General features: G+C 62.9%; 21 protein-coding genes and 1 riboswitch. Of the genes, 10 read left to right on the forward strand and 11 right to left on the reverse strand.

What is annotated here, in order from left to right; all coding sequences use genetic code 11:
- Positions 1-68: 68 nt before the first annotated feature.
- The 5 genes from A9K65_RS23150 to A9K65_RS23170 all read left to right on the forward strand — a co-directional run bounded on the left by A9K65_RS23150 (position 69) and on the right by A9K65_RS23170 (position 4,209).
- Entirely contained in the window at positions 69-1,196 is a 1,128-nt protein-coding gene (locus A9K65_RS23150) for an S-(hydroxymethyl)glutathione dehydrogenase/class III alcohol dehydrogenase (RefSeq protein ID WP_013529900.1), read from the forward strand.
- A 69-nt stretch (positions 1,197-1,265) separates the two neighbouring features.
- On the forward strand, positions 1,266-1,736 hold the full coding sequence (locus A9K65_RS23155) for a YaiI/YqxD family protein (protein ID WP_024505334.1): 471 nt from the start codon (positions 1,266-1,268) through the stop codon (positions 1,734-1,736).
- A 23-nt stretch (positions 1,737-1,759) separates the two neighbouring features.
- Positions 1,760-2,437: a DUF1345 domain-containing protein gene (locus A9K65_RS23160; RefSeq protein WP_013531945.1), complete on the forward strand. Its 678-nt coding sequence runs from the start codon at positions 1,760-1,762 to the stop codon at positions 2,435-2,437.
- 97 nt (positions 2,438-2,534) lie between these two features.
- Positions 2,535-3,416 carry a cytochrome b/b6 domain-containing protein gene (locus A9K65_RS23165; RefSeq protein ID WP_064995323.1) on the forward strand — a complete coding sequence of 294 codons (882 nt, stop codon included), beginning with the start codon at positions 2,535-2,537 and terminating at the stop codon, positions 3,414-3,416.
- 1 nt (position 3,417) lies between these two features.
- Positions 3,418-4,209 carry a molybdopterin-binding protein gene (locus tag A9K65_RS23170; RefSeq protein WP_024505336.1) on the forward strand — a complete coding sequence of 264 codons (792 nt, stop codon included), beginning with the start codon at positions 3,418-3,420 and terminating at the stop codon, positions 4,207-4,209.
- Positions 4,210-4,239: 30 nt separating this feature from the next.
- Here the strand turns inward: A9K65_RS23170 and A9K65_RS23175 are convergent, their stop codons facing one another.
- Complete coding sequence (locus A9K65_RS23175; RefSeq protein WP_064995479.1) at positions 4,240-5,037, reverse strand: aspartate/glutamate racemase family protein; 798 nt, start codon at positions 5,035-5,037, stop codon at positions 4,240-4,242.
- Positions 5,038-5,258: 221 nt separating this feature from the next.
- Between A9K65_RS23175 and A9K65_RS23180 the strand changes: the two genes are divergently transcribed.
- Positions 5,259-6,539: a D-amino acid dehydrogenase gene (locus A9K65_RS23180; protein ID WP_064995324.1), complete on the forward strand. Its 1,281-nt coding sequence runs from the start codon at positions 5,259-5,261 to the stop codon at positions 6,537-6,539.
- A gap of 8 nt (positions 6,540-6,547) precedes the next feature.
- Positions 6,548-7,276 (forward strand): GntR family transcriptional regulator, encoded by a 729-nt coding sequence (locus A9K65_RS23185; protein WP_064995480.1) that lies wholly within the window; start codon positions 6,548-6,550, stop codon positions 7,274-7,276.
- A gap of 37 nt (positions 7,277-7,313) precedes the next feature.
- On the opposite strand, the gene A9K65_RS23190 is transcribed toward A9K65_RS23185, so the two are convergent.
- On the reverse strand, positions 7,314-8,315 hold the full coding sequence (locus tag A9K65_RS23190) for a hypothetical protein (RefSeq protein ID WP_064995325.1): 1,002 nt from the start codon (positions 8,313-8,315) through the stop codon (positions 7,314-7,316).
- A 244-nt stretch (positions 8,316-8,559) separates the two neighbouring features.
- Positions 8,560-8,646, forward strand: a riboswitch (glycine riboswitch).
- Positions 8,647-8,795: 149 nt separating this feature from the next.
- Between A9K65_RS23190 and gcvT the strand changes: the two genes are divergently transcribed.
- From gcvT to gcvP, 3 genes are read left to right on the forward strand one after another with little or no spacing between them, the layout of a single operon-like run.
- Positions 8,796-9,896 carry a glycine cleavage system aminomethyltransferase GcvT gene (gcvT, locus tag A9K65_RS23195; RefSeq protein WP_064995326.1) on the forward strand — a complete coding sequence of 367 codons (1,101 nt, stop codon included), beginning with the start codon at positions 8,796-8,798 and terminating at the stop codon, positions 9,894-9,896.
- Positions 9,897-9,901: 5 nt separating this feature from the next.
- Positions 9,902-10,270 (forward strand): glycine cleavage system protein GcvH, encoded by a 369-nt coding sequence (gene gcvH / locus A9K65_RS23200; RefSeq protein ID WP_064995481.1) that lies wholly within the window; start codon positions 9,902-9,904, stop codon positions 10,268-10,270.
- A 17-nt stretch (positions 10,271-10,287) separates the two neighbouring features.
- Entirely contained in the window at positions 10,288-13,098 is a 2,811-nt protein-coding gene (gene gcvP / locus A9K65_RS23205) for an aminomethyl-transferring glycine dehydrogenase (RefSeq protein ID WP_063167887.1), read from the forward strand.
- 1 nt (position 13,099) lies between these two features.
- Here the strand turns inward: gcvP and A9K65_RS23210 are convergent, their stop codons facing one another.
- From A9K65_RS23210 to A9K65_RS23250, 9 genes are all read right to left on the reverse strand, one after another.
- Positions 13,100-14,275 (reverse strand): GGDEF domain-containing protein, encoded by a 1,176-nt coding sequence (locus A9K65_RS23210; protein ID WP_064995327.1) that lies wholly within the window; start codon positions 14,273-14,275, stop codon positions 13,100-13,102.
- Between the two features lie 160 nt (positions 14,276-14,435).
- Entirely contained in the window at positions 14,436-14,906 is a 471-nt protein-coding gene (locus A9K65_RS23215) for a hypothetical protein (protein ID WP_013531956.1), read from the reverse strand.
- A gap of 160 nt (positions 14,907-15,066) precedes the next feature.
- The gene (locus tag A9K65_RS23220) at positions 15,067-15,891 is read right to left on the reverse strand and encodes a hypothetical protein (protein WP_064995328.1); all 825 of its coding nucleotides are present in this window, start codon (positions 15,889-15,891) and stop codon (positions 15,067-15,069) included.
- Between the two features lie 80 nt (positions 15,892-15,971).
- Complete coding sequence (locus A9K65_RS23225; RefSeq protein ID WP_013531958.1) at positions 15,972-16,934, reverse strand: type II secretion system F family protein; 963 nt, start codon at positions 16,932-16,934, stop codon at positions 15,972-15,974.
- A 1-nt stretch (position 16,935) separates the two neighbouring features.
- Positions 16,936-17,901, reverse strand: coding sequence for a type II secretion system F family protein (locus A9K65_RS23230; protein WP_013531959.1), 966 nt, complete (start codon positions 17,899-17,901; stop codon positions 16,936-16,938).
- 4 nt (positions 17,902-17,905) lie between these two features.
- Positions 17,906-19,327: a CpaF family protein gene (locus A9K65_RS23235; RefSeq protein ID WP_064995329.1), complete on the reverse strand. Its 1,422-nt coding sequence runs from the start codon at positions 19,325-19,327 to the stop codon at positions 17,906-17,908.
- Positions 19,324-20,538: a CpaE family protein gene (locus A9K65_RS23240; RefSeq protein ID WP_013531961.1), complete on the reverse strand. Its 1,215-nt coding sequence runs from the start codon at positions 20,536-20,538 to the stop codon at positions 19,324-19,326. Before A9K65_RS23240 ends, A9K65_RS23235 begins: the two co-directional genes overlap by 4 nt.
- Before the next feature lie 44 nt (positions 20,539-20,582).
- Positions 20,583-20,852: a hypothetical protein gene (locus tag A9K65_RS23245; protein WP_013531962.1), complete on the reverse strand. Its 270-nt coding sequence runs from the start codon at positions 20,850-20,852 to the stop codon at positions 20,583-20,585.
- A gap of 4 nt (positions 20,853-20,856) precedes the next feature.
- On the reverse strand, positions 20,857-22,305 hold the full coding sequence (locus tag A9K65_RS23250; protein ID WP_064995330.1) for a type II and III secretion system protein family protein: 1,449 nt from the start codon (positions 22,303-22,305) through the stop codon (positions 20,857-20,859).
- Between the last annotated feature and the right edge of the window lie 20 nt (positions 22,306-22,325).

Genomic DNA, 22,325 nt, shown 5'->3' on the forward strand with positions numbered 1-22,325 from the left:
CAGCTGCCAGTTGATCGTGTCGGCAAAACCTGAAACCTTGGAAAAAAATTCGCATTGGAGGACGCCTGATGAAAACCCGCGCCGCTGTCGCTGTTGCCGCCGGAAAGCCGCTGGAGATCATGGAGGTCGACCTCGAGGGCCCGCGCGAGGGCGAAGTGCTGGTCGAGATCAAGGCGACAGGCATTTGCCACACCGACGAATTCACACTGTCGGGCGCCGATCCGGAAGGTCTGTTTCCGGCCATCCTCGGCCATGAGGGCGCCGGCGTCGTCGTCGATGTCGGCAAGGGTGTCACCTCGCTCAAGAAGGGCGACCACGTCATCCCGCTCTATACGCCCGAATGCCGCCAGTGCCCGTCCTGCCTGTCGAGAAAGACGAACCTCTGCACGGCGATCCGCGCCACGCAGGGCCAGGGCCTGATGCCCGATGGTTCATCGCGCTTCTCGATCGGCAAGGACAAGATCTTTCACTATATGGGCTGCTCGACCTTCTCGAACTTCACCGTGCTGCCCGAGATCGCACTGGCCAAGGTCAATCCGGACGCGCCCTTTGACAAGATCTGCTACATCGGCTGCGGCGTCACCACCGGCATCGGTGCCGTGATCAACACCGCCAAGGTCGAGATCGGCGCCACCGCGGTCGTCTTCGGCCTCGGCGGCATCGGCCTCAATGTCATCCAGGGCCTGAAACTTGCCGGCGCCGACATGATCATCGGCGTCGATTTGAACAACGACAAGAAGGAGTGGGGCGAGCGCTTCGGCATGACGCATTTCGTCAATCCGAAGGAGATCGACGGCGATGTCGTGCCCTACCTCGTCAACATGACCAAGCGTGGCGCCGACCAGATCGGCGGCGCCGACTACACATTCGACTGCACGGGCAGCACCAAGGTGATGCGTCAGGCGCTCGAAGCCTCGCATCGCGGCTGGGGCAAGTCGGTGGTCATCGGCGTGGCCGGCGCCGGCCAGGAGATCTCGACCAGGCCGTTCCAGCTGGTCACCGGCCGCACCTGGATGGGCACCGCCTTCGGCGGCGCGCGCGGCCGCACCGATGTGCCGAAGATCGTCGACTGGTACATGGACGGCAAGATCCAAATCGACCCGATGATCACCCACACGCTCAAGCTCGAGGACATCAACAAGGGTTTCGATCTCATGCATGCCGGGGAGAGCATTCGCAGCGTCGTGGTTTACTGAGGAAGATCACAGGCCGCGGTCCAACCGGCGCGCGGCCTCCGTGGTTCACAATGGGAGGAGAAAAGAAACATGAGCGAACTCCCCGCCATTCTCGTCGATGCAGATGCCTGCCCGGTCAAGGCCGAGGTCGAAAAAGTGGCCGACCGGCATGGCGTCCTTGTCACCTACGTCTCCAATGGCGGCCTGCGGCCGTCGCGCGATCCGATGGTCCGCAATGTCGTGGTCTCCAAGGGCGCTGATGCCGCCGACGACTGGATCGTCGACAATGCACGCACCAACGACATTGTGATCACCGCCGACATTCCGCTGGCCGCCCGCGCGGTTGCACTCGGCGCCCATGTGCTTGGGCCAACCGGACGTCCCTTCACGCCGGAAACGATCGGCATGGCGGTGGCGATGCGCGACCTGAAGCAGCATCTGCGCGAGACCGGCGAAAGCAAGGGCTACAATGCCAGCTTCGCGCCGCAGGACCGGTCGCGGTTTCTCGGCGAACTCGACCGCATCTTGCGGCGCGCCATGAAATCGGCCACACCGGATTAGCGCTATCCAGGGCTGAAACCACCATGGCCGCCGAAGCTCCGATAGACAAACCCATGCAGCGCCACATGCTGTTTGCTGTGTCTGCCTGCTTCGGCGTCTTTGCGCTTCTGGTGGCGTTGCTGCTGCACGCTCCGCTTGCCTATTCGATCGGCGCCAACGCGTTCTTTGCCGCCTATGTCATTCTCGTCGTCGCCCAGATGCCGAAGTTCACCGGCAGGTATCTGAGCAAGAATGCGCGCGCCACCGACCAGCCGGTGCTGGTCATCTTCGCCGTGACGCTTGTCGTCGTCGGCGTTGCCGTTGTCGCATTGTTCCTGCTGATCAATCAGAAGGACAGAAGCCATCCCATCGAGCTCTTCTTCGCGCTGCTGTCGATCCCGCTCGGCTGGTTCACCATCCATGCCATGGCAGCGCTCCATTATGCTCATGTCTACTGGATGGATGGCGATGCGATGGATGCCGAGACCAGGAAGAAAATCCCGGTCGGCGGACTGCTGTTTCCGGGCGACAAACGGCCGGAGGGTTGGGACTTCCTCTATTTCTCGACGGTGATCGGCATGACGGCGCAGACCGCCGACACCAACATCTCGACGACGCATATGCGTCGTGTCGTGCTTGTCCACTCGATCCTGTCGTTTTTCTTCAACACGGTCATCGTCGCCGCTGCCGTCAATCTCGCCGTCAGCCTGGGCGGTCCGTAATAAATCCGTGATCGGATGAAACATCGGTTTGGATCGCGACGTATCAGGAGGACAATGAGCGCGCAGGCCATGCCGCGAGGCCGGGAGACGAAACACGATGGAATCCGTTGCCAGAAGCCAATCCGCCGCCGATCCAGGCGCTTCGGCGTCGAACGACAAAACGCTGATTTACCGGCAGTCGCGCTGGACGCGGCTGACGCATTGGCTGTGGGCCATCTCGCTGTTCTTCATGCTGCTCTCAGGCCTGCAGATCTTCAATGCCCGTCCGCAGCTCTATATCGGCAAGCAATCGGGCTTCGATTACAACAACACCATCTTCGCCATCGGCGCCGAGAACTCCGATGCGGGTCCGCGCGGCTACACGGAGATCTTCGGCAAACGCTTCAACACCACTGGGGTGCTCGGCTGGTCGGGCCCGGCCGGCCAGGAGACGTCCCGCGCCTTCCCGTCCTGGGCGACCATCCCGTCCTACTATGATCTCGGCACTGCGCGCGTCATCCATTTCTTCTTTGCCTGGATACTGACCACGACGTTGATCGTCTGGTTTGTCGCCAGCACCGTGAACGGCCATTTGCGGCGCGATCTCGCGCCACGCCTCGACGATTTGAAGCGGTTGCCGCAAGACATCGTCGACCACGCCAAGCTCAAATTCCATCACACGCGCGAATACAACACGCTGCAGAAGATGGCCTATGGCGGGGTTCTGTTCGTGCTGCTGCCGCTGATGATCATCACCGGCCTGGCGATGTCGCCAAGCATGAACTCGGTGCTGCCTTTCCTCAACGATCTGCTCGGTGGCCGGCAGACGGCACGCACCATCCATTTCACCGTCATGGTGCTGCTGGTCGCCTTCTTCGTCGTCCATATCCTGATGATCCTGGCCGCCGGCCCGATCAACGAGCTGCGCTCGATCATCACCGGCTGGTACCGCACCGATCCTCCCGCACAGGACGACAATACAGCCGAGAGGAGTGCCTGATATGGCGAAGTTTGAGATCAGCCGCCGCAAATTCCTGACCGCTGCCGGCCTTGGCGCTTCCGGTATCATGCTGTCGGGCTGCGACGCCTTCGACAGCCAGCTAAGCGTCGGCAGCGGCCTGCGCAGTTTCCTCGAAAACGCCAATGGCCTGACCTACCGCGCACAGCGCCTGCTGGCCGGACGCGACGCGCTGGCGCCGGAATTCACCGAGGCCGATATCCGCCAGCCGCAGCGGCCGAATGGTGTCACCGCTCCCGATGACGACGTCTACAAGGGCCTGCTCGCCAACAATTTCGCCGACTGGCGTCTGGAAGTGACGGGTCTCGTCGAAAAGCCGCTGTCGCTCAGCCGCGAGCAGCTCCAGAACATGCCGAGCCGCACCCAGATAACGCGCCATGACTGCGTCGAAGGCTGGAGCTGCATAGCCAAATGGACCGGTACTCCGCTGTCGCTGGTGCTGGACCAGGCGGTGGTCAAACCGCAGGCGCGCTATGTCATGTTCCATTGCCTCGACACGATCGACCGCAGCCTGTCGGGCGACATCAAATATTACGGCACCATCGACCTCATCGATGCCCGTCACCCGCAGACGATCCTCGCCTACGGCCTGAACGGCAAGCCGCTGCCGGTCGAGAACGGCGCGCCGCTGCGGGTTCGCGTCGAGCGCCAGCTTGGCTACAAGATGCCGAAATATCTCTACAAGATCGAACTGGTCGACGGCTTTGCCGATGTCGGCGGTGGCAGGGGCGGCTATTGGGAAGACAATGGCTATGACTGGTACGGCGGGATCTGAGCTGCACACCGCAATCCGGCGCTGAAGATGCTAGCCTAGCGAGCGGCGGAACAGTTCGCCTTTTCCGGCAATCTGCTCGCCAATGCCGCCAAGCCGCAGCATATGCCAGGCAAGTGCATGGTTGCTGGAGGTGACCGGTTTCCCCAACTCCTTCTCGACCTCCTCGACGATGCGGGCAACGCGCATGCTGGTGCAGGAAACGAACACCGCCTCACAGTCGCTCGACGCACCGATTTCCAAGATGGCCTGCTTGACCGATGCCGGCGTGATGCGTGCGACGACATTGTCGTCCGCCTCGTTGAAGGAGCCCATGACCGGAATATCCATCCCCCGCGCCATCAGCGATGCCCGCAGCGAATGATTGATTTTCGCCAAGTAAGGGGTGAGCAGCGCGATCCTCGAGACCCCCAGGGCCTTCAGCGCGGCGCGTGCGGCGGTCACCGGATTGGTCACCTGCACACCAGGCAGCACCTCGTGAACGCGCTCGGCAACCTTATCCTCGCCGATGACCAGCGCTCCCGACGTGCAGGCAAAGCCGATCACATCGAACTTGACGTCGGGCAAAAGCCCGACCGTCGGGGGGATTACCGCCGACATTTTCATCAGGTTTTCCGGTGTGATCTCGACATCGCTGTAGAGCCGCGCCTCGTACAGCGCGATGTCGCGCGCGGGCAGCGCATAGCGGAATTCATCCTCGATGGTCTGGTCGGTCCGCAGCACGAGCAGGCCGAGATTGGCGCGCGTGCCGATACCGTCATCGGTCGTGAAGGGAATGTGTTCCTTATCGAGGACAAGCGTGTCGTCGGCGCGCGTAACCGGGGCGTCCATGGCGCAGTCCCCTTCCTGATGCCAATCAGAATTGTCGACAATAGAAACGGCGATATTGCCGAAACTGTCAAGGGCTCTGTGCAGATCCTGGGAGCCGGTAAACGCCTCAATTTTGCGCTTGCGCGGATCGCTTGTCCGTCGCCGACCCATCCACCGTTGACAGGGATCGGCGTCTTCCTATTGAATTGTCGACAATAGGAACACAGCCCTTCGGGACAGCAATGCGCGTATTGATCTTGGGCGGCGGCGTGGTCGGGATCACCACCGCCTATCAGTTGCAAAAGGACGGCCACGCGGTCACTGTTCTTGAGCAGGCACCGCAGGTGGCCGAGGGCGCGAGCTGGGCAAATGCCGGCATGATCGCGCCCGGTCACTCCTTCGTCTGGTCATCGCCAGCCGCGCCAAAAATCCTGCTGAAGTCGCTGTTCCTGAAAGACCAGGCGCTTCGCTTCAAACTTTCCGCCGACCCGCATCTCTACAGCTGGTCGCTGCGCTTCCTCAGGGAATGCACGGCCGCCAAAGCGCGTCGCAATACCCTCCTCAAACATCGGCTTGCGGTCCATTCCCAATCGGTCCTGCAGGCGGTCGTCAGGGAGGAAGCGATCCAGTACGACAGGACCTCGGCCGGCATCCTTTACTTCCACCGCAGCCGTCAGGCGCTCGACAAGGGCGTCGCCAACATGCGCCTGCTGGAGGCCGACGGCCAGGAGATCCGCATTGTCGACGCACAGGAAATCATTGACCGCGAGCCGGCGCTGGCTTCGTCGCGCGGCAGCATTGCCGGCGGCATAATGTGTCCAACCGATGAAACCGGCGACGCCGCCAAGTTCACGCGCGCGCTGGCGGCCATCGTCGAAACGAGGGGCGGCAAGATCCTGACAAGCACGAGGATCGTCGGGATCGAACGCAGGAATGACGCGATCATCCAGGTCGTCACCGACAAGGGAGAATTTCTGGCCGACGCCTACGTTCTGTGTCTCGGCGCCGAAAGCCCGATCCTCGCCCGCAAGATCGGCCTTGGTCTGCCGATCTATCCGGTCAAGGGATATTCCCTGACCGTTCCCATCGTCGACCCGGCGCTGGCTCCAAAACTCCCCGTCATCGATGAGCACAATCTCGTTGCCATCACGCCGATGGGTGATCGCATCCGCGTCACCGCCACCGCGGAATTCGCGGGCTATGATCGCAGCCACAAGCCTTCGGATTTCGCCTTCATGAAGCGCGTCACGCAGGACCTGTTCCCGCGCGGTATCGCCTATGATCGCGCCGAAATGCGGGCCTGCCTGAGACCCATGACGCCCGACAATCTGCCGATCCTCGGCCTGCGCAACATCAAGAACCTCTGGCTGAACACCGGCCACGGCCATATCGGCTGGACGATGGCGCATGGATCGGCCCGCATCGTCGCCGAACTGATCGCCGGCCGGGCTGCGCCGATCGCCCTCGACGGTATCCTTCCCACACAGGCGCGGTTCGCCGAACCAAGCGCCGCAAAGGCTTGACCGACGCCATGCTCCGACCCACCAGGCACAGCAACCAGGACGACAATGCGGCGTTGGCATCCAAGCCGATCAAGACCGGCCCGCGCGTCTATGAAGAGATCCGTCGCATGGCGATGGACTATCGCTTCAAGCCGAACGAGCGCATCAACGAAGTGGCGCTTGCCGCGAGGCTGAATGTCAGCCGCAGCCCGATCCGGGAGGCCCTCCAGCGGCTGGTCACGGAGGAACTCATCACCTTCCAGACCAATCGCGGCTTCTTTTGCCGCGGCTTCGATGTCGACGAGGTCGTCAATCTTTCCGACGTGCGGGCGGTGCTTGAGGAGCGCTCCGTCAGGCTGGCGATCCAGCGCGCGACCAACGAAGAGCTCGCCGCGCTCGTCGACTGGTGGACGCTCACCATGGCGCGCGCCGACTCGTTTTCCAGCGCCGAGCTGACCGCCAGGGACGAGGAGTTTCACATCCGCATCGCCAGGCTGTCAGGCAATCCCGAACTGGCGCGCATGCTCGAAGGCATCAACACGCGCATCCATTTCGTTCGCAAGATCGAAGTGGAGAAGCACCGGCGACTGTCGACGACCTACACCGAACACAGCGAAATCGCCCGAGCCATGGTAACCCGCGATGCCGACACGGCCGCAAGGCTCATGCATGACCACATCGACATCAGTGTCGCCGATGCCATGTCGACCGTCCGGGAAGGCCTGGCCCGGATTTACGTCGACGTCGATCAGATCTGACCAGCATCCCGGATCCGATTAAGCAATCCCTGGCCGGTCAGGCAACCTTGTCGAGCAGCGGCCTGAGCGCCGGGTGAATTTCCGGCGAGGCGTGCTTGATCAGGGTCAGCAGCGCGCGTTCGTTCTCGTAAAGAGGCCTGTCGACGCCGATATGTTCGATCAGCCAGCCGGCTTCGCCGGCATCGATCGTCTCGGCACGGCGGGCCAGGGCCTCGGCCGCCCTGTTCTTGGCTTCCCATTCGGCTTCGATGTCGCCAGGAGATCGGTAGGCCTCCATGATGCCGGCAAGCCCGCCGGAGATCATGCGGCTGAAGAAGCCGCCGATTTCCGGATCGGCATGTTCGAGGAAGGCGTCATGGCGCAGCGCCACGTCGCGCGTCGGTGCTTCGTAGCCGGCCGAGCACATGACGAAATTGGCGATCGCCTTGACGAACAGCTCGTTCCAGGACGGATCGTTTTGTCCTTGAGCAGTCCGCTCGTTGATCTTGAGCAGCACCTCGGCCTCGGCGCGCGTGATGGCGATGTTGCCGTCGCCGCCATGGGCATAGAGGATCCGGCGCAAAAGCTCGACCTCCGCCTGCGCGACGAGGCCCGGAGCCAGCGCGCCGCCGAGCATCAGCGGCCCCTTGCCGTCAATGACGGCATGCGCCACCTGCTCCAGCGCGTACACACAAAGCTGGGCCGGCGACGATTTCGCCTGTTCCAGCACATGCACCAGCAATTCGAGTTCGGTCCGGCTGTCGACCATGCCGTCGCGCGAGATCGTGCGGATCAGCCAGTCGGCATTGTCCTGCGAGATATAGCCCGACGGCTTTTCCTGGTGGACGATATAGTCGGTGACCGCCTCAATGAAGAAGGGCGGCCATTCCTGGCATTTGTCCTTCGCCGTGGCATCGAGCGCGAACAGCGCCTCGGCCTCGCCACGCGTCACGACGCCGTCGCCGAACACTTCATGGCGCAACATCGCCACGTCCTCCGCGGCGATGCGGCTTTTCGAGGTCAGCCCGGCCACCGGCGCGCTCATGATCAATTCGCCCATTTGTCGTCCCCGTCCGCCGTCGCCAAGCGCCGGCCCCATAGCGTCATACAAGCCAACATATCAGCAGTGTCTTGAAAAACCGGCAAACGGCGTGGTTAGTGAAGACTTGTCGCCAACGCATGTCGCCTGACAGCGTGCCGCGGTTTGAAGAACGACATGCACGCGCTTTAGATGTTGCTGACAGGTGACAAGCCGTCGCGCGCAAGCTATGGATGGCGCGTCGAGGACTCAGGGTCTTGAGTCCTACCTGTTTGCGGGAGAGAACAGCGAGAGCTGTCGCCGAAGGGGAAATCGCCCGAAATCTCTCAGGCAAAAGAACCGTAGACGGGAAAGACACTCTGGAAAGTCGGGGCTTGCCCCCGCGCCGAAGGTGTAAGCGCCGCTGACAGAGTTCCGGCTGCGCGAGTCTCTCAGGCTTCAGACAGAGGGGCACGGACTGGTCGCCATTCGCGACCGATTGCGTGCGACTCTGGAGACGACATGACGGGCGACGACACAAAACACCTTCCCCTTGAAGATATCCATATGGCCGCCGGTGCGCGCTTCGGCGCCTTTGCCGGCTGGTCGATGCCGCTGACCTATCCGGCCGGCGTCATGAAGGAACACCTTCACACCCGCGAGCAGGCCGGCCTGTTCGACATCTCGCACATGAAGCTGTTCGAGGTCAGCGGACCGGAAGCGGCGGCACTGCTCAACCGTGCTTGCCCACTGGATGCCGGCGCGCTCGAAATCTCGCAATCCAAACTGTCCTTTTTCCTCAACGAAGCAGGCGGCATCCTGGACGACCTGATCGTCACCAGGCTTGGCGATGCCAGGTTCATGGTGGTCGCCAATGCCGGCAACGCCGTAGCCGACGAAAAGCATTTGCGTGCACATGCCGCGGATTTCGACGCCAGGATCGAGCCGCTCGACCGCGTCTTCCTGGCCATCCAGGGTCCTGAAGCCTGGGCCGCCCTTTCCCGCGCCGGCATCGAGACCGGCTCGCTGCTGTTCATGCATGGGGTCGAACCGCGCAAGAACTGGTTCATGAGCCGGTCGGGCTATACCGGCGAGGACGGGTTCGAGATCGGCTTGCCGGAGGCCGATGCACGCGACCTCGTCGCGAAGCTGCTCGGAGACGAGCGCGTGCTGTGGATCGGCCTGGCTGCGCGCGACAGTCTGCGCCTGGAGGCCGGTCTCTGCCTGCATGGCCAGGACATCACACCGGAAACCGACCCGGCCAGCGCCGCCTTGATGTGGGCAATTCCAAAGGACATCCGCGCTTCCGGCACTTTCATCGGCGCCGATGCGCTCCGCGCCGCGGTGGAACGAGGACCCGCGCAAAAGCGCGTCGGTTTGAAGCCGGAAGGCCGCCAGCCGGTGCGTGGCGGTGCCGCGCTCTTCGACGCCGACGGCAATCCGGCCGGCCATGTCACATCGGGCGGCTTCGGCCCCTCGGCCGGCCATCCGGTCGCCATGGGCTATGTCTCGACACCTCTGGCAAAGCCCGGAATTCGGGTTTTCGCCGATGTGCGCGGCACGAAAATCCCAGTCGATATCAGCTCCCTGCCCTTCACACCGCATCGCTACCGAAAAGGATGATCTCAATGGCAACAACCTATTTCACATCAGATCACGAGTGGCTCCGCGTCGAGGGCGGCATCGCCACGGTCGGCATCACTGATTACGCGCAGGAGCAGCTCGGCGACCTCGTCTTCGTCGAACTGCCGGAGACGGGAAAGAAATTGACCAAGGGCGACACCGCCGTCTTGGTCGAATCCGTCAAGGCGGCGTCCGATGTCTATGCACCAGTCGACGGCGAGATCACCGAGGCCAACGGCACGCTGTCGTCGGATCCGTCACTGGTCAATTCGGCCGCAACAGGGGCCGGCTGGCTGTGGAAGATGAAGCTTGCCGACGAAAGCCAGCTCGCCGGTCTCATGGATGAGGCCGCCTACAAAGCCCATATCGGTTGATATCAGGACTTATTGAGATGACCGCAGCACCCTACCCCTTCTCGGCCCGCCATATCGGTCCCGGCCTCAACGATACCAGAGCCATGCTGGCCGCCATCGGCGTGCCCTCGATCGAGACGCTGATCAGCCAGTCCGTCCCGAAGTCGATCCGGCTCGATCGGCCGCTTGCCCTGCCGGCACCAGCGAGCGAGGCGGAAGCGCTGGCTGAGCTTTCGGCTGTCATGGCCGGGAATACGGTGCTGAAGAGCTTCATCGGCGCCGGTTATCACGGCGTCCATGTGCCGCCGGTTATCCAGCGCAATCTGTTCGAGAACCCGGCCTGGTATACGGCCTACACGCCCTATCAGGCCGAGATCAGCCAGGGCCGGTTGGAAATGCTGTTCAACTTCCAGACCCTGGTCACCGAACTGACCGGCCTGCCGGTGGCATCGGCGTCGCTGCTGGATGAAGCAACCGCCGTGGCCGAGGCGGTCGGCATTGCGCTGCGCCATCACCGCGACAAGCGCACCAAGGTAGCACTTGCCGGCACGCCGCACCCGCAGACGCTGGACGTGGTGCGCACCCGCGCCGAGCCGCTCGGCATCGAGATCGATGGCGAGACGATCGACGACAACACCGCCGCCCTGCTTGTCTCCTGGCCGGATACATTTGGCGTCTATGGCGACCACAAGGCAGCGATCGACAAGGCACACGCGACCGGCGCCCTCGTCGTCTTCATCGCCGACCCGCTCGGCCTGACGCTGACCGACGCGCCGGCCAAGCTTGGCGCCGACATCGCCGTCGGCCCGATGCAGCGCTTTGGCGTGCCGATGGGCTTTGGCGGCCCGCACGCGGCCTATTGCGCCGTCTCCGACAGGCTGACGCGGCTGATGCCTGGCCGCCTGGTCGGCCAGTCCACCGACAGCAAGGGCCGGCCCGGATACCGGCTTGCCTTGCAGACGCGTGAACAGCATATCCGCCGCGACAAGGCGACCTCCAACATCTGCACCGCGCAGGCGCTGCTCGCCAATATGGCGACCGCCTATGCCATCTGGCACGGCCCCGCCGGGCTGCAGGCGATTGCCGGGCGCATCCACACGCTGGCCAATCGTCTTGCCGCCGGGCTCAAAGCAGCAAACATCTCCGTGCTCGGGTCAAGCCGCTTCGACACGGTGACGGCCGAGGTGAAGGGCAAGGCAGCTTCGATCGCCGCCGCCGCTGAAAAGGGCGGCAGATTGCTGCGTGCCGTCGATGCCGACCACATCGGCATCGCCTTCGACGAAACCTCCACCGAGGCCGATCTCGACGCAATCGCGGCCCTGTTCGGCGCCAAGGCTGGTGCCTCCGCCGACAGCACGGTGCCCGGCAAGCCGCGCGGCAAGGAGTTCCTGACCCAGCCTGTTTTCCACGAAAACAAGTCGGAAACCGAGATGATGCGCTTCCTGCGCCGGCTGGCCGACAAGGACCTGGCGCTCGACCGCGCCATGATCCCGCTGGGATCCTGCACCATGAAGCTCAACGCCGCCGCCGAGATGATGCCGGTGAGCTGGCCGAGCATTGCCAATCTGCACCCTTTCGCCCCGGCCGCGCACTCGGCAGGCTACCGTGCCATGATCGGCGAGCTGGAGGGCTGGCTGTCGGAGATCACCGGCTTCGACGCCGTCACCTTGCAGCCCAATGCCGGCAGCCAGGGCGAATATGCCGGACTGCTCGCCATCCGCGGCTATCACCGCTCGCGCGGCGACAACCACCGCACCGTCTGCCTGATCCCCTCCTCGGCGCATGGCACCAATCCCGCGAGCGCGGCGATGGCCGGCATGAACGTCGTCGTCGTGCGCTGCACCGAAGACGGCAACATCGACATGGACGACATGAAGGCCAAGGCGACTGAGCATGCGCAAAATCTCGCAGCGCTGATGTTCACCTATCCCTCGACGCATGGCGTGTTCGAGGAAGGCGCACGCGATCTCTGCGCGCTGATCCATGAGCATGGCGGCCAGGTCTATTTCGACGGTGCCAACCTCAACGCGCTGGTCGGGCTTGCCCGTCCCGGCGACATCGGCGCCGATGTCTGCCACATGAACCTGCACAAGACCTTCTGCATTCCGCATGGCGGCGGCGGACCCGGCATCGGGCCGATCGGCGTCAAGGCGCATTTGAAGCCGTATTTGCCCGGCCATGTCACCGAAGGCTCGGCGCACGCCGTCTCCGCCGCCCCCTTCGGCAGCGCCTCGATCCTGCCGATCACCTGGATGTATATCCGCATGATGGGTGCCTCGGGCCTGAAGCAGGCGACCGAAACGGCGATCCTGTCCGCCAACTACATCGCAACACGGCTCGGTGCGCATTTCCCGGTGCTCTACAAGGGCAGGCAGGGACGCGTCGCGCATGAATGCATTCTCGACACCCGCGTGCTCAAGGAGAGTGCAGGCATCAGTGTCGACGATGTCGCCAAGCGGCTGATCGATTATGGTTTTCACGCGCCGACCATGTCGTTCCCGGTCGCCGGCACGCTGATGGTGGAGCCGACCGAGTCCGAGCCCAAGCGGGAAATCGACCGCTTCTGCGAGGCCATGATCGCGATATCGGCAGAGGCAGCAAAAGTCGCCAGGGGCGAATGGCCTTTGGCCGACAATCCGCTGGTCAACGCGCCGCACACCGCCGCCGAGGCGCTGGCCGGCCAGTGGAACCATCCCTACTCGCGCCTGGAAGCGGCCTATCCGGCCGGCGACGCCGACACGGCAGCCAAGTACTGGCCTCCGGTGTCACGCATCGACAATGTCGCCGGCGACCGCAACCTGGTCTGCTCGTGCCCGCCGCTGTCCGACTATCTGGGGGCCGCGGAGTAATTTACGCTGAGCGCAAGGCCGGCTTGATCGGCTCGGCCTTGCCCATCCTCTTGCGGCTGATGACGCAATTTCGTCCGGCGCGTTTGGCGGCATAGAGCGCTGCGTCTGCCTCGGTGAGCACGTTGTCGAGGCTGCTGCCGCTTGCCTCGCCAAAGCCGATGCCGCCGCTGACCGTGCTGCGCAATTTGCCGAGCTGGGTGGGGACGATTTCGGCGCCGAAAGCCACGCCGATCTTGCTGGCGAGATCGTAGGCCTTTTCGTCCGTCATCCGCGACATGACGACTGCGAACTCCTCGCCGCCAAGGCGAAAAGCGTCGACGCCGGGCCGGGCATATTTCTTGATGACGGCGGCAAAACGGCACAAGACCTGATCTCCAACCGGGTGACCGTAGACATCGTTCGTCCGCTTGAAGTGGTCTAGGTCGAACATGACGATGGACATGAATGGACCGAAACTCCGCTCGCCGTAAAGCGACGTCAATGCCCGGCGGTTCAGCAACCCTGTCAGCGGGTCGGTCATGGTCTCGGCCTTGAGCTCGATCTGCGCCTGCAGATGATGGAGGGAGAGCGTCAATGCTCCGAGCCCGGTCATGCAGGCCACCGCCACGACGGAATTCAATCGTTCGGCCCAATTGTCGGGCGCAACCGCGAGCGTCCATTGCCCCTTGGTCAGCAGAACCACGCCGCAAAGCGCAAACGACATCGCGCAGGTGCCGCTCAGAAACGAAACCACCAGCAGGATGCGGCGATCGTGACTGCCGTTGATCCAGAACATGGCGCCGATCGCCGACAGCAGCGCCGTCACCGTGGTGTAGGTGATGATGAAGCCAACGCCGTCAAAGCCAAGCAAAGTGACAGCGGCACAGATAGTCATGGCGGCAAGCGCCGGTGCAACGGCGCGCCTGTAGCCGGGCACGCCGAGATATTGCATGGCCGACAAGCAGAGGATCAGGAACCCCAGGCTGAGCAGCGCAAGCACGATCTGGCAAAGCAGCGGATCGGGGTCCTTGGTGTACCGCCAGAACAGGATCACATGCGCGACGAGCACCAGAATTCCGCACGCCACCGTCAGCACGAAACCTGCCTTGGGCGCGGTGAACCAGATCGCAAACATGGTGACGCTGAGGCATATGCCCGACAGCGCGGCTGCGAGCAGGAGCGAACTGAAGTCCAGCATATCGGGCAAGGGCCTCTCGAGCGTCGGCGGTTGCGCTGCATTCTAGGTCAGCGGCTGCCCCCAGATACGGATTTTCAGGCGATCCATCGATGCAACCTGCAGATAGGGTTTACAAAGCGTCGATGGCACGTGTCCCGAAACCGGACCATTGGACGCGAGATCAACCCTTGTTCAGGAGAGCGAGGTTGGCGTTGACGACGGTGGGATCGGCCATGCCGGCCTTCGCTTCGAGCAGCAGCGCCTTGGCCTTCTTGCGATTGCCGCGCAGCAGTTGCGAATAACCCATATTGTTGACGATCTGCGGCCTGCGACCGGCGACTTTCAGAAGCTGGCCGTAGGCACGATCGGCGAAGTCGAAGCGGCCGAGTTCATCATAGGAAGCCGCGAGCCCCATCCAGGCCTCCGCATTGTCGGCCTTCAACTCGACGGCCTTGCGGAAGTGCTTTTCGGCGAGGCCGTAATTGGCGTCGCGAAACTGCGCCTTGCCTTGCGCCAGATCGGAGGTTTCGGTGTCTTTAGCCGCCGGTTGGATGGCGGTGGTCTTGGTGGTGTCGACGCCACTCGTCGAACAGCCAGACATCATCAAGACGGCCGCCATCGTGGCCATTGCCGGGAAATTATTGTGACGCATGCCCCTGCCTCATCGCCCGATTTGCCGGGTCGTTCTTCAGGAAACACAATATATCAGCGGCGATTAAACTTCGGTGCCGAAACGCCGCCAAAATTCGGCTTCGGGCACACCAGCCATTAACCACCAGGCCGCGGTGCTTCAGTCGCAGCCAGCGGCGTCCTCACGGCTCCAGGGCTTTGAGCCCCGCAGGAGCCGTATACCGGCTGCCGTCATAGCGCAGCCGGTAGGTTTGGCTCACGGACTTGCCGGGATGGGACTGGCACTCGCCATCCTGGTCGGGCAACGGATTGTCGGTATCCATTCGCTCGACCACCGTTATGTCGTGGTAGCCATGATGTTTGGCCGGGCTCATCGCCAGACTAACCCGACTGGTATGGAAGGATCCGGCGCAATTGGTATCACCCTCGCCGCCATTGCCGGCCACGACCAGGCCATCGAGCACCATCCTCAGGGAATCGCCATCGACGGCATAGAGCCGCAGGTCGGTTTCACTGAACGGATTAGGCAGCGAATTGTTTGCCATTTCGATGCGCAGGCCAAAGGCAGTAACATCGGGCGCCAGCGCATAGCGGCCGGTATCAAGTTCCACCTGGCGGATGGCGATGGCATCATCATTCATCAGCCCGGGCTGGAGCAGGCGCTGGCGCACCTGCCGGCTCTTCCTGTCGACAATCAAAAGCTCGATATCGCCGGCATGCGCGTAGTCGCTGGGTTGGGACCCGTCCATCAGCGGCACTGCGACCAACAGCAGGTCGTCATGGGCGGGCCAGATCTTGCAAACCAGCCCTGGCGGATCGCCATACGCGAATGTCAGGGCAATGCTGGTGTGGGGTTCGAGCGTGAACGAGGTGCCGTCGGCGCTCTTTCGAGCTTTGGGATAGGCCTGCTGCACCAAGGCGGCGGCATCGCCGCAATCGCCGGCCACGGCCCAGGCGGGCGACAGGCTGGCCGCGGCAAGGCCAAGGAAGAGGGTGCGCAGCAGCATGGACTTTCTCACCTGCAAAGCCGGGTTCGGTCAGGACAATGGTTTGTCAGCCCCTTGCTAGGGCTTTTGTGGAGCGCTCGCTAGTGCGCCGTCATTTTGACGATGACTGGAATGGCCGCGATCATCAGCACCACCGGCAGGATGCACACAACCACGGGCACCGACATCTTGGCAGGCAGAGCGTGCGCCTTTTCCTCGGCCAACGACATACGCTTATGGCGCATGTCGTCGGAGAAGACGCGCAGCGCCCCCGACAGGCTGGTGCCGAGTTCCTTGGACTGCTGCAGCAGCGTGGCGAACGAACGCACCTCGTCCAGGCTGAGGCGATCGGCGAGCGCCTTCAGCGCATCGTCGAGACTGCGCCCGGCCCTCAGCTCCAGCGACACCAGCTGCAGGTTCTGGCTGAGCGCGGGATAAGTCTTGGCGAGTTCCTTGGAGACGCGCTCTATGCCTGCCTCCATGCTCATGCCGGCATCCGAGCAGACAATCATCAGGTCCATGAAATCGGGAAAGCCGTTGCGGTACTCACGCCTGCGTTCCCGCACTTTCTGGCTCAGCACCAGGCCGGGCAGGAAATAACCGGCCGCGCCCGACAGGATGACGAATGTCCAGCGGCTGGCCATCGTTGCGTCCGGACTGGCCATCCAGCGGTTGAGCACAAACACACCGATTGCCGTGCCGATCATCGCGGTGAACCGGATCAGGAAGAACGTACCGACAGCGCGCGGCTCCATGTAGCCCGCCTGGATAAGCTTCATGCGCAGCCGCGCGACATTTTCCGGATCGCTCCTGGCGTAGAATTCCTGCGCCCGCTTCACCGCCTTCTCGCGCACGATGCCGGTATTCTTCTTTTGCACCGGCTCCGGTTTGGCGGCCACGGGACCGTTGTCGACCCTGAGCCGGCGCATGACCTCGTTGCGATCGCCCTTCGCCATGACAACAGGCCAGGCAACAGCGGCAGCACCCACCGCCAGCAGCAGTATGGCCACCGGCATCAATGAGGTCGGCGCAAGCGAGGCGAGGAATTCGATGAAACCCTGCATGTCAGAACTTGAAATTCGACATCTTGAACATCATCAGATTGCCCAGCATCAGCCAGGTGATCGACGCGCCAAGCAGATACCAGGTCTTCGGCTCGCCCCAGACGTCGCTGTAGAAGCCCGGCATCAGTGCCATGATGGCGGCAAACAGCAACGCCGGCACGGCCGTCAGAATGTAGGCCGACATCCGGCCTTCTGTCGCAATGGCGCGCACCTTGCGGCGCAGCTTGCCACGCTCGCGAATCGTCGTCGCCAGGCCGTCGAGGATCTCGCGCAGATTGCCGCCCGAACTGGTCTGGATCGAGACGGCGGTGACGAACAACGGCAGATCCTCCTGGCCGACCCGGTCGAACAGCGAGTTCAACGCCGAAACCAGATCGGATCCGTAGGTCACTTCGTCGGCGATGACGCCGAACTCGCTGCCGATCGGGTCGGGCATCTCGCGCGCCACCATGGCGATCGCCACCGGCACCGGATGGCCGGCCTTCAGGCCACGCGTGATCAGTTCCAGCGCCTCCGGCAACTGCATGCCGAACCGCTTCAGCCGGCGCTTGCGCTTGAAACGCAGCGTCAGCACCGGCAACAGCGGCATGAGCACCACGAACAGGACGAACCCCATCAGCGGCGGCAAGCCGTACCAGATGGCGACCAAGGCCATCGCCATCGCCACGCCGCAGGTGATCATGAGGAATTTCGACAGCGGCATGATCATGCCCGACTGGGTTCGCAGCGCGCGAAACCGGTCCGCCGAAAACAGCGGCGTGCCCGCGTCAAGGCCGCGCTCCTTGCGCAGTTGGACGAGCACCTGCTCCTGGCTGATCTTGTTTTCCTGCAGCTTCATGCGCCGGTTGATGGCGGTGCGCTTGTCGCTGCGGCCGGCATAAAGCAGGTAACAGGCCTCGGCGATCAGGATGCCGGTCAGCGCGGCCGCGGCATAGACGACATAGATCGCGCTCATTCCATCGAACACTTGGCTACTCCTGCGGCCGGCCGGGTTCGAAATATCGTCCGGGAAACTCGATGCCCATGGCGCGCAGGTCCTCGAGGAAGCGCGGCCGGATGCCGGTCGCCTCGTAGTGGCCCAGAATCTTGCCGTCGGCCTCCATGCCGGTGCGCACGAAGCGGAAGATCTCCTGCATCTGGATGACATCGCCTTCCATGCCGGTCACTTCGGCGACACTGGTCACCTTGCGCTTGCCGTCGGACAGGCGCGTCAGTTGGACGATCAGGTCGAGCGCGCTGGCGATCTGGCTGCGGATCGACTGCACCGTCATCGGCATGCCGGTCATGCCAAGCATCTGCTCGAGCCGCGAAATGGCGTCGCGCGGCGTGTTGGCATGGATGGTCGCCATCGACCCTTCGTGGCCGGTGTTCATTGCCTGCAGCATGTCGAAAGCCTCCTCGCCGCGGCACTCGCCGAGGATGACGCGGTCGGGGCGCATGCGCAGTGCGTTCTTGACCAGGTCGCGCTGCTTCAGCTCGCCATGGCCTTCGATGTTGGCCGGACGTGTTTCCATGCGCGCGACATGCGGCTGCTGCAGCTGGAGCTCGGCCGCGTCCTCGATGGTGATCAGCCGCTCGTCTTCCGGAATGAAGGCCGACAGTGCATTGAGCATGGTCGTCTTGCCGGTGCCGGTGCCGCCCGAAATGATCGTCGTCTTGCGGGCATGCACGGCCGCCGCCAGCACTTCGGCCATGTTCTGGGTGATGGCGCCGAATTCGACCAGTTTATGCAGGCCGAGCTTGTTCTTGGAGAATTTGCGGATCGACACCAGCGGGCCGTCGACCGCAACCGGGCGGATGGCCGCGTTGAAGCGCGAGCCGTCCAGCATGCGGGCATCGACCATCGGCTGCGATTCGTCGACGCGGCGACCGACCGCGGCGACGATCTTGTTGACGATGCGCAGGAGATGCGCCTCGTCCTTGAACGGAATGTGGACCGGCTGCAGCTTGCCCTTCTTTTCGACAAAGCAGTTCATATGGCCGTTGATCAGGATATCGTTGATGTCGGGATCCTTGAGCAGCGGCTCGAGCGGACCGAGGCCGACCATCTCGTCGACGATGTCGTCGACCAGCGCATCAAGCTCGACGGTGTTGATCGCCATCCGCTCCTGCTTGGTCTTTTCCGAAACGAAGTCATGCACTTGCCGGCGCATCTCATCCTTCGGCAAACGCTCCAGCGCGACAAGATTGATCTCTTCGAGCAGCAGCCGGTGGATACGCACGCGCGCATCGAGCACCTTGTTGGCATTCTTTGCCAGCGCTGCTTCCGGCTTTGCCGGCAAAGCCTTTCGGTTGGTTGGTATGACGACGGCATGATGGGCGACCGGCGTCGTCTCATGCGCGCGCTGCGGACGCGCATCGCGGTTCTGCAGGGTGGAGAAGCGGCTGGTCATCCGGCTTTCCTCTTCAGCAATCCACGGCCCATGCCAAACAGCGAGCGCGATTTCGCCCGGGTCGGGACCGCTTCTTCCGGCAGGATGATCTTCTTCAGATCGTTGACGACATTGGCGTTCGGATCGATCTCGTGCAGCGGTACGCCGCGATCGACTGCTTCGCGCACCAGCCGGTAGTTGTTGGCGATGCCGCCGACGAAATGCTCGCCAAGGATTTCCTGGACGTCCGCCTGCTTGATGCCGTTATCGAACATCTTCTGTTCGAAACGGTTGACGATGACGTTCGGCTTCACTTCCTTGCCGGCCGTCTCGTAGACCGCCTGGATCAGCCGCTGGGTGTGGCGCAGGCACGGCACCGTCATTTCCGCGACGATGTAGAGCTTGTTGGAACCGAGCAACACGGTCTCCGTCCATGGAAACCAAGTGCGGGGCATGTCGATGACGACATTGTCGAAATAGGCCGAAACGAGATCCAGCATGCGCACCACGACATCGGTCTTGAACGAGCGCATCTCGGCTGGATGCGCCGGCGCCGCCAGCACGCAAAGCCCGCTGGCATGCTTGGACAGCATCACGTCGAGCAGTTGGCGGTCGAGACGCTCGGGCTGGTTCTCGATCTCGGTGATGTCGAAACGCGGTTCGAGGTCGAGATATTCGGCACAGGCGCCCTGCTGGAAGTTGAGATCGACGACGCAGGTCGAGGCTCCGCGCGTCACCGAGTGATGCAGCTGGAAGGCGGTCTGCAGCGCCAGCGTCGTGGTGCCGACGCCGCCCGCCGCAGGCATGAAGGTATAGATTTGCGACTCGGTGTTTTCCTCGCGCCCGGGCCCTTGCAGCGCCCGTACCACGGAGCGCACCAGATCGGCCGTGGTGATCGGCTTGACCAGGAAATCCGCGACCTTGAGCTGCACGAGAATACGCACCGCGGCCGCGTTGAACTCCTGGGTGACGACGACGACCGGAACCTTGTCCTCCAGCCGGCGCATGATGCGCTGCAGCGACTCGACCTCCTCCAGCCTTGCCGCATCCATGTCGACGATGATGGCGCCGAAGTCGGCTTCCTGGATCTCACCGCGCAACTCGGTAACGTTCTTCTCCACCGTCGAGAGCTGTATGATCTCGGAGGCGGAAAATGCGGTGCGCGTGTCCTGCGCAAACGTCCTGTCGGTCGATACGAGCAGGATCTTCCTGGTCTTGATGCCGTTTGCCATTCTGTCAGCCTGTCAGGTCGCCCGTTGACCAGTTGCCCGTTGAATCAGTTGCCTGTGGTCGACTGCGACGCCTTGGCACCGGCCGCCTGATCGGGTGTGACAGCCGCGGCACTGCCTCGTTGGGCCGGCACCAGGAGCCTGGTGTTCTGGACCCCGTATTTCCAGGGATCGACCATCTGCATGACGGTGTTGGCGGCCTGCGCATTGCCGGCGCCGGCCGTTGGCCCTTCGCTGCGCACATAGTCGTCGCTGGTGCAGCCAGCGGCAAAGCCGGCCAGCAGCAAGGCGACGCTCGATCCAAAGACCAGACGCATGGCTTCAATCCTTCGGCAGGTCGAGGAAATGCCCAGCCGAAGCGGCCGCTGCAGGTTGAGTGACGCGGCCGTCTGCCAGCGCCACGGTGCGACCGGCATCGGAATCCTTCACTTCCTCGGTGTTGTTGAGAAAATAGTCGGCATTGCTGGCCGGCTGCGTGCCATCTGTCGGCTCGACGAGCTTCTTCGACGGATCGACCGGCTTGACCAGATAGGGCGTTACGATGATGACGAGGTCGGTCTCGCGCCGCTGATAGGATTTCGACGAGAACAGCGCCCCAAGCACCGGCATCTTGCCGAGGCCCGGAATGCGCGACGTGGTGATGTCGTTTTGCGACTGCAGCAGTCCAGCGATCATGAAGCTCTGGCCGTTCTTCAGGTCGACTGACGTCCTGGCACGCCGCACGATGAAGCCAGGAACCGAGATCGTCCCGATATTGTAGGAGGCCGACGCATCGATCGAGGAGACTTCCGGCGCGATATCAAGGCTGACCAGCCCGTCTTTCAGAACCGTCGGCGTGAAATCCAGGCTGACGCCGTATTTCTTGTAGCTGACCGAGATCTTGCCGTTGTCCTCCGAGACCGGGATCGGGAACTCGCCGCCGGCGAGGAAGCTCGCCGTCTGGCCGGACCGGGCGATCAGGTTCGGCTCGGCCAGTCGCCGCGCCAAGCCGCGCTCTTCCAGCGCCTTGATGGCGATATCGATCGATACGCCGTTCGATAGGAGACGACCGATGATCTCGCCAGTACCGGCCGCCGGCACTGTGCCCGGATCGATCGAGACGTCGCGGCCGCCAAGGCCATAGGCGAAATTGGCGGCGTATTTGGCACCCAGATCCTGGCCCGCCTGGCGGTTGATCTCGACAAAGCGGACGTTGAGCTGGACCTGCTGCGAAGATGAGATGTTGACCGAGTTGATCACCTCCTCGGCACCGGAAAAGCGCGTCGCGATCTTGTTTGCCTTTTCGGCGGCGACGGCATCGTCGGCCTCGCCCGACAGCACGACACGGCCATTGGCCGATCCGACCTTGATCCTGGCATCCGGCACGCTGGCGCGAATGGTGCTGGCCAGTTGGTCGGTGTCGAGCGTCACCTCGATGTCGACAGTGCCGACAAGCTGCTTTTTCTCATCGAACAGCGCAATCCCGGTGGTGCCGAGATTGTTGCCGAGCACATAGAAGGATTTGTCGGTCAGCGGATTGACGTTGGCGATCTCCGGATCGCCGATGACGATCTGGTAGAAGGCAGCACTGGTGATGATCGTCTTCGGCTTGCCCTTGGCAACCTTGATCGAGGCATTCTTGGTCGACGACACGTAGACGACGTCGTTGTCAGCTCTCGCCGCCGAGGCGCCCAAGGCCAGCATCGCCGCAGCGGCCAGCGAAGACGCGACAGCCACGGCACGCAAAACGCGCAACCGCGTCATGACCCGATATATGAACAGCCCGAACATTGTCCCGTCCCTCACCCAGT

It is taken from the genome of Mesorhizobium sp. WSM1497 (assembly GCF_001672455.2).
Classification (GTDB): Bacteria; Pseudomonadota; Alphaproteobacteria; order Rhizobiales; family Rhizobiaceae; genus Mesorhizobium; species Mesorhizobium ciceri.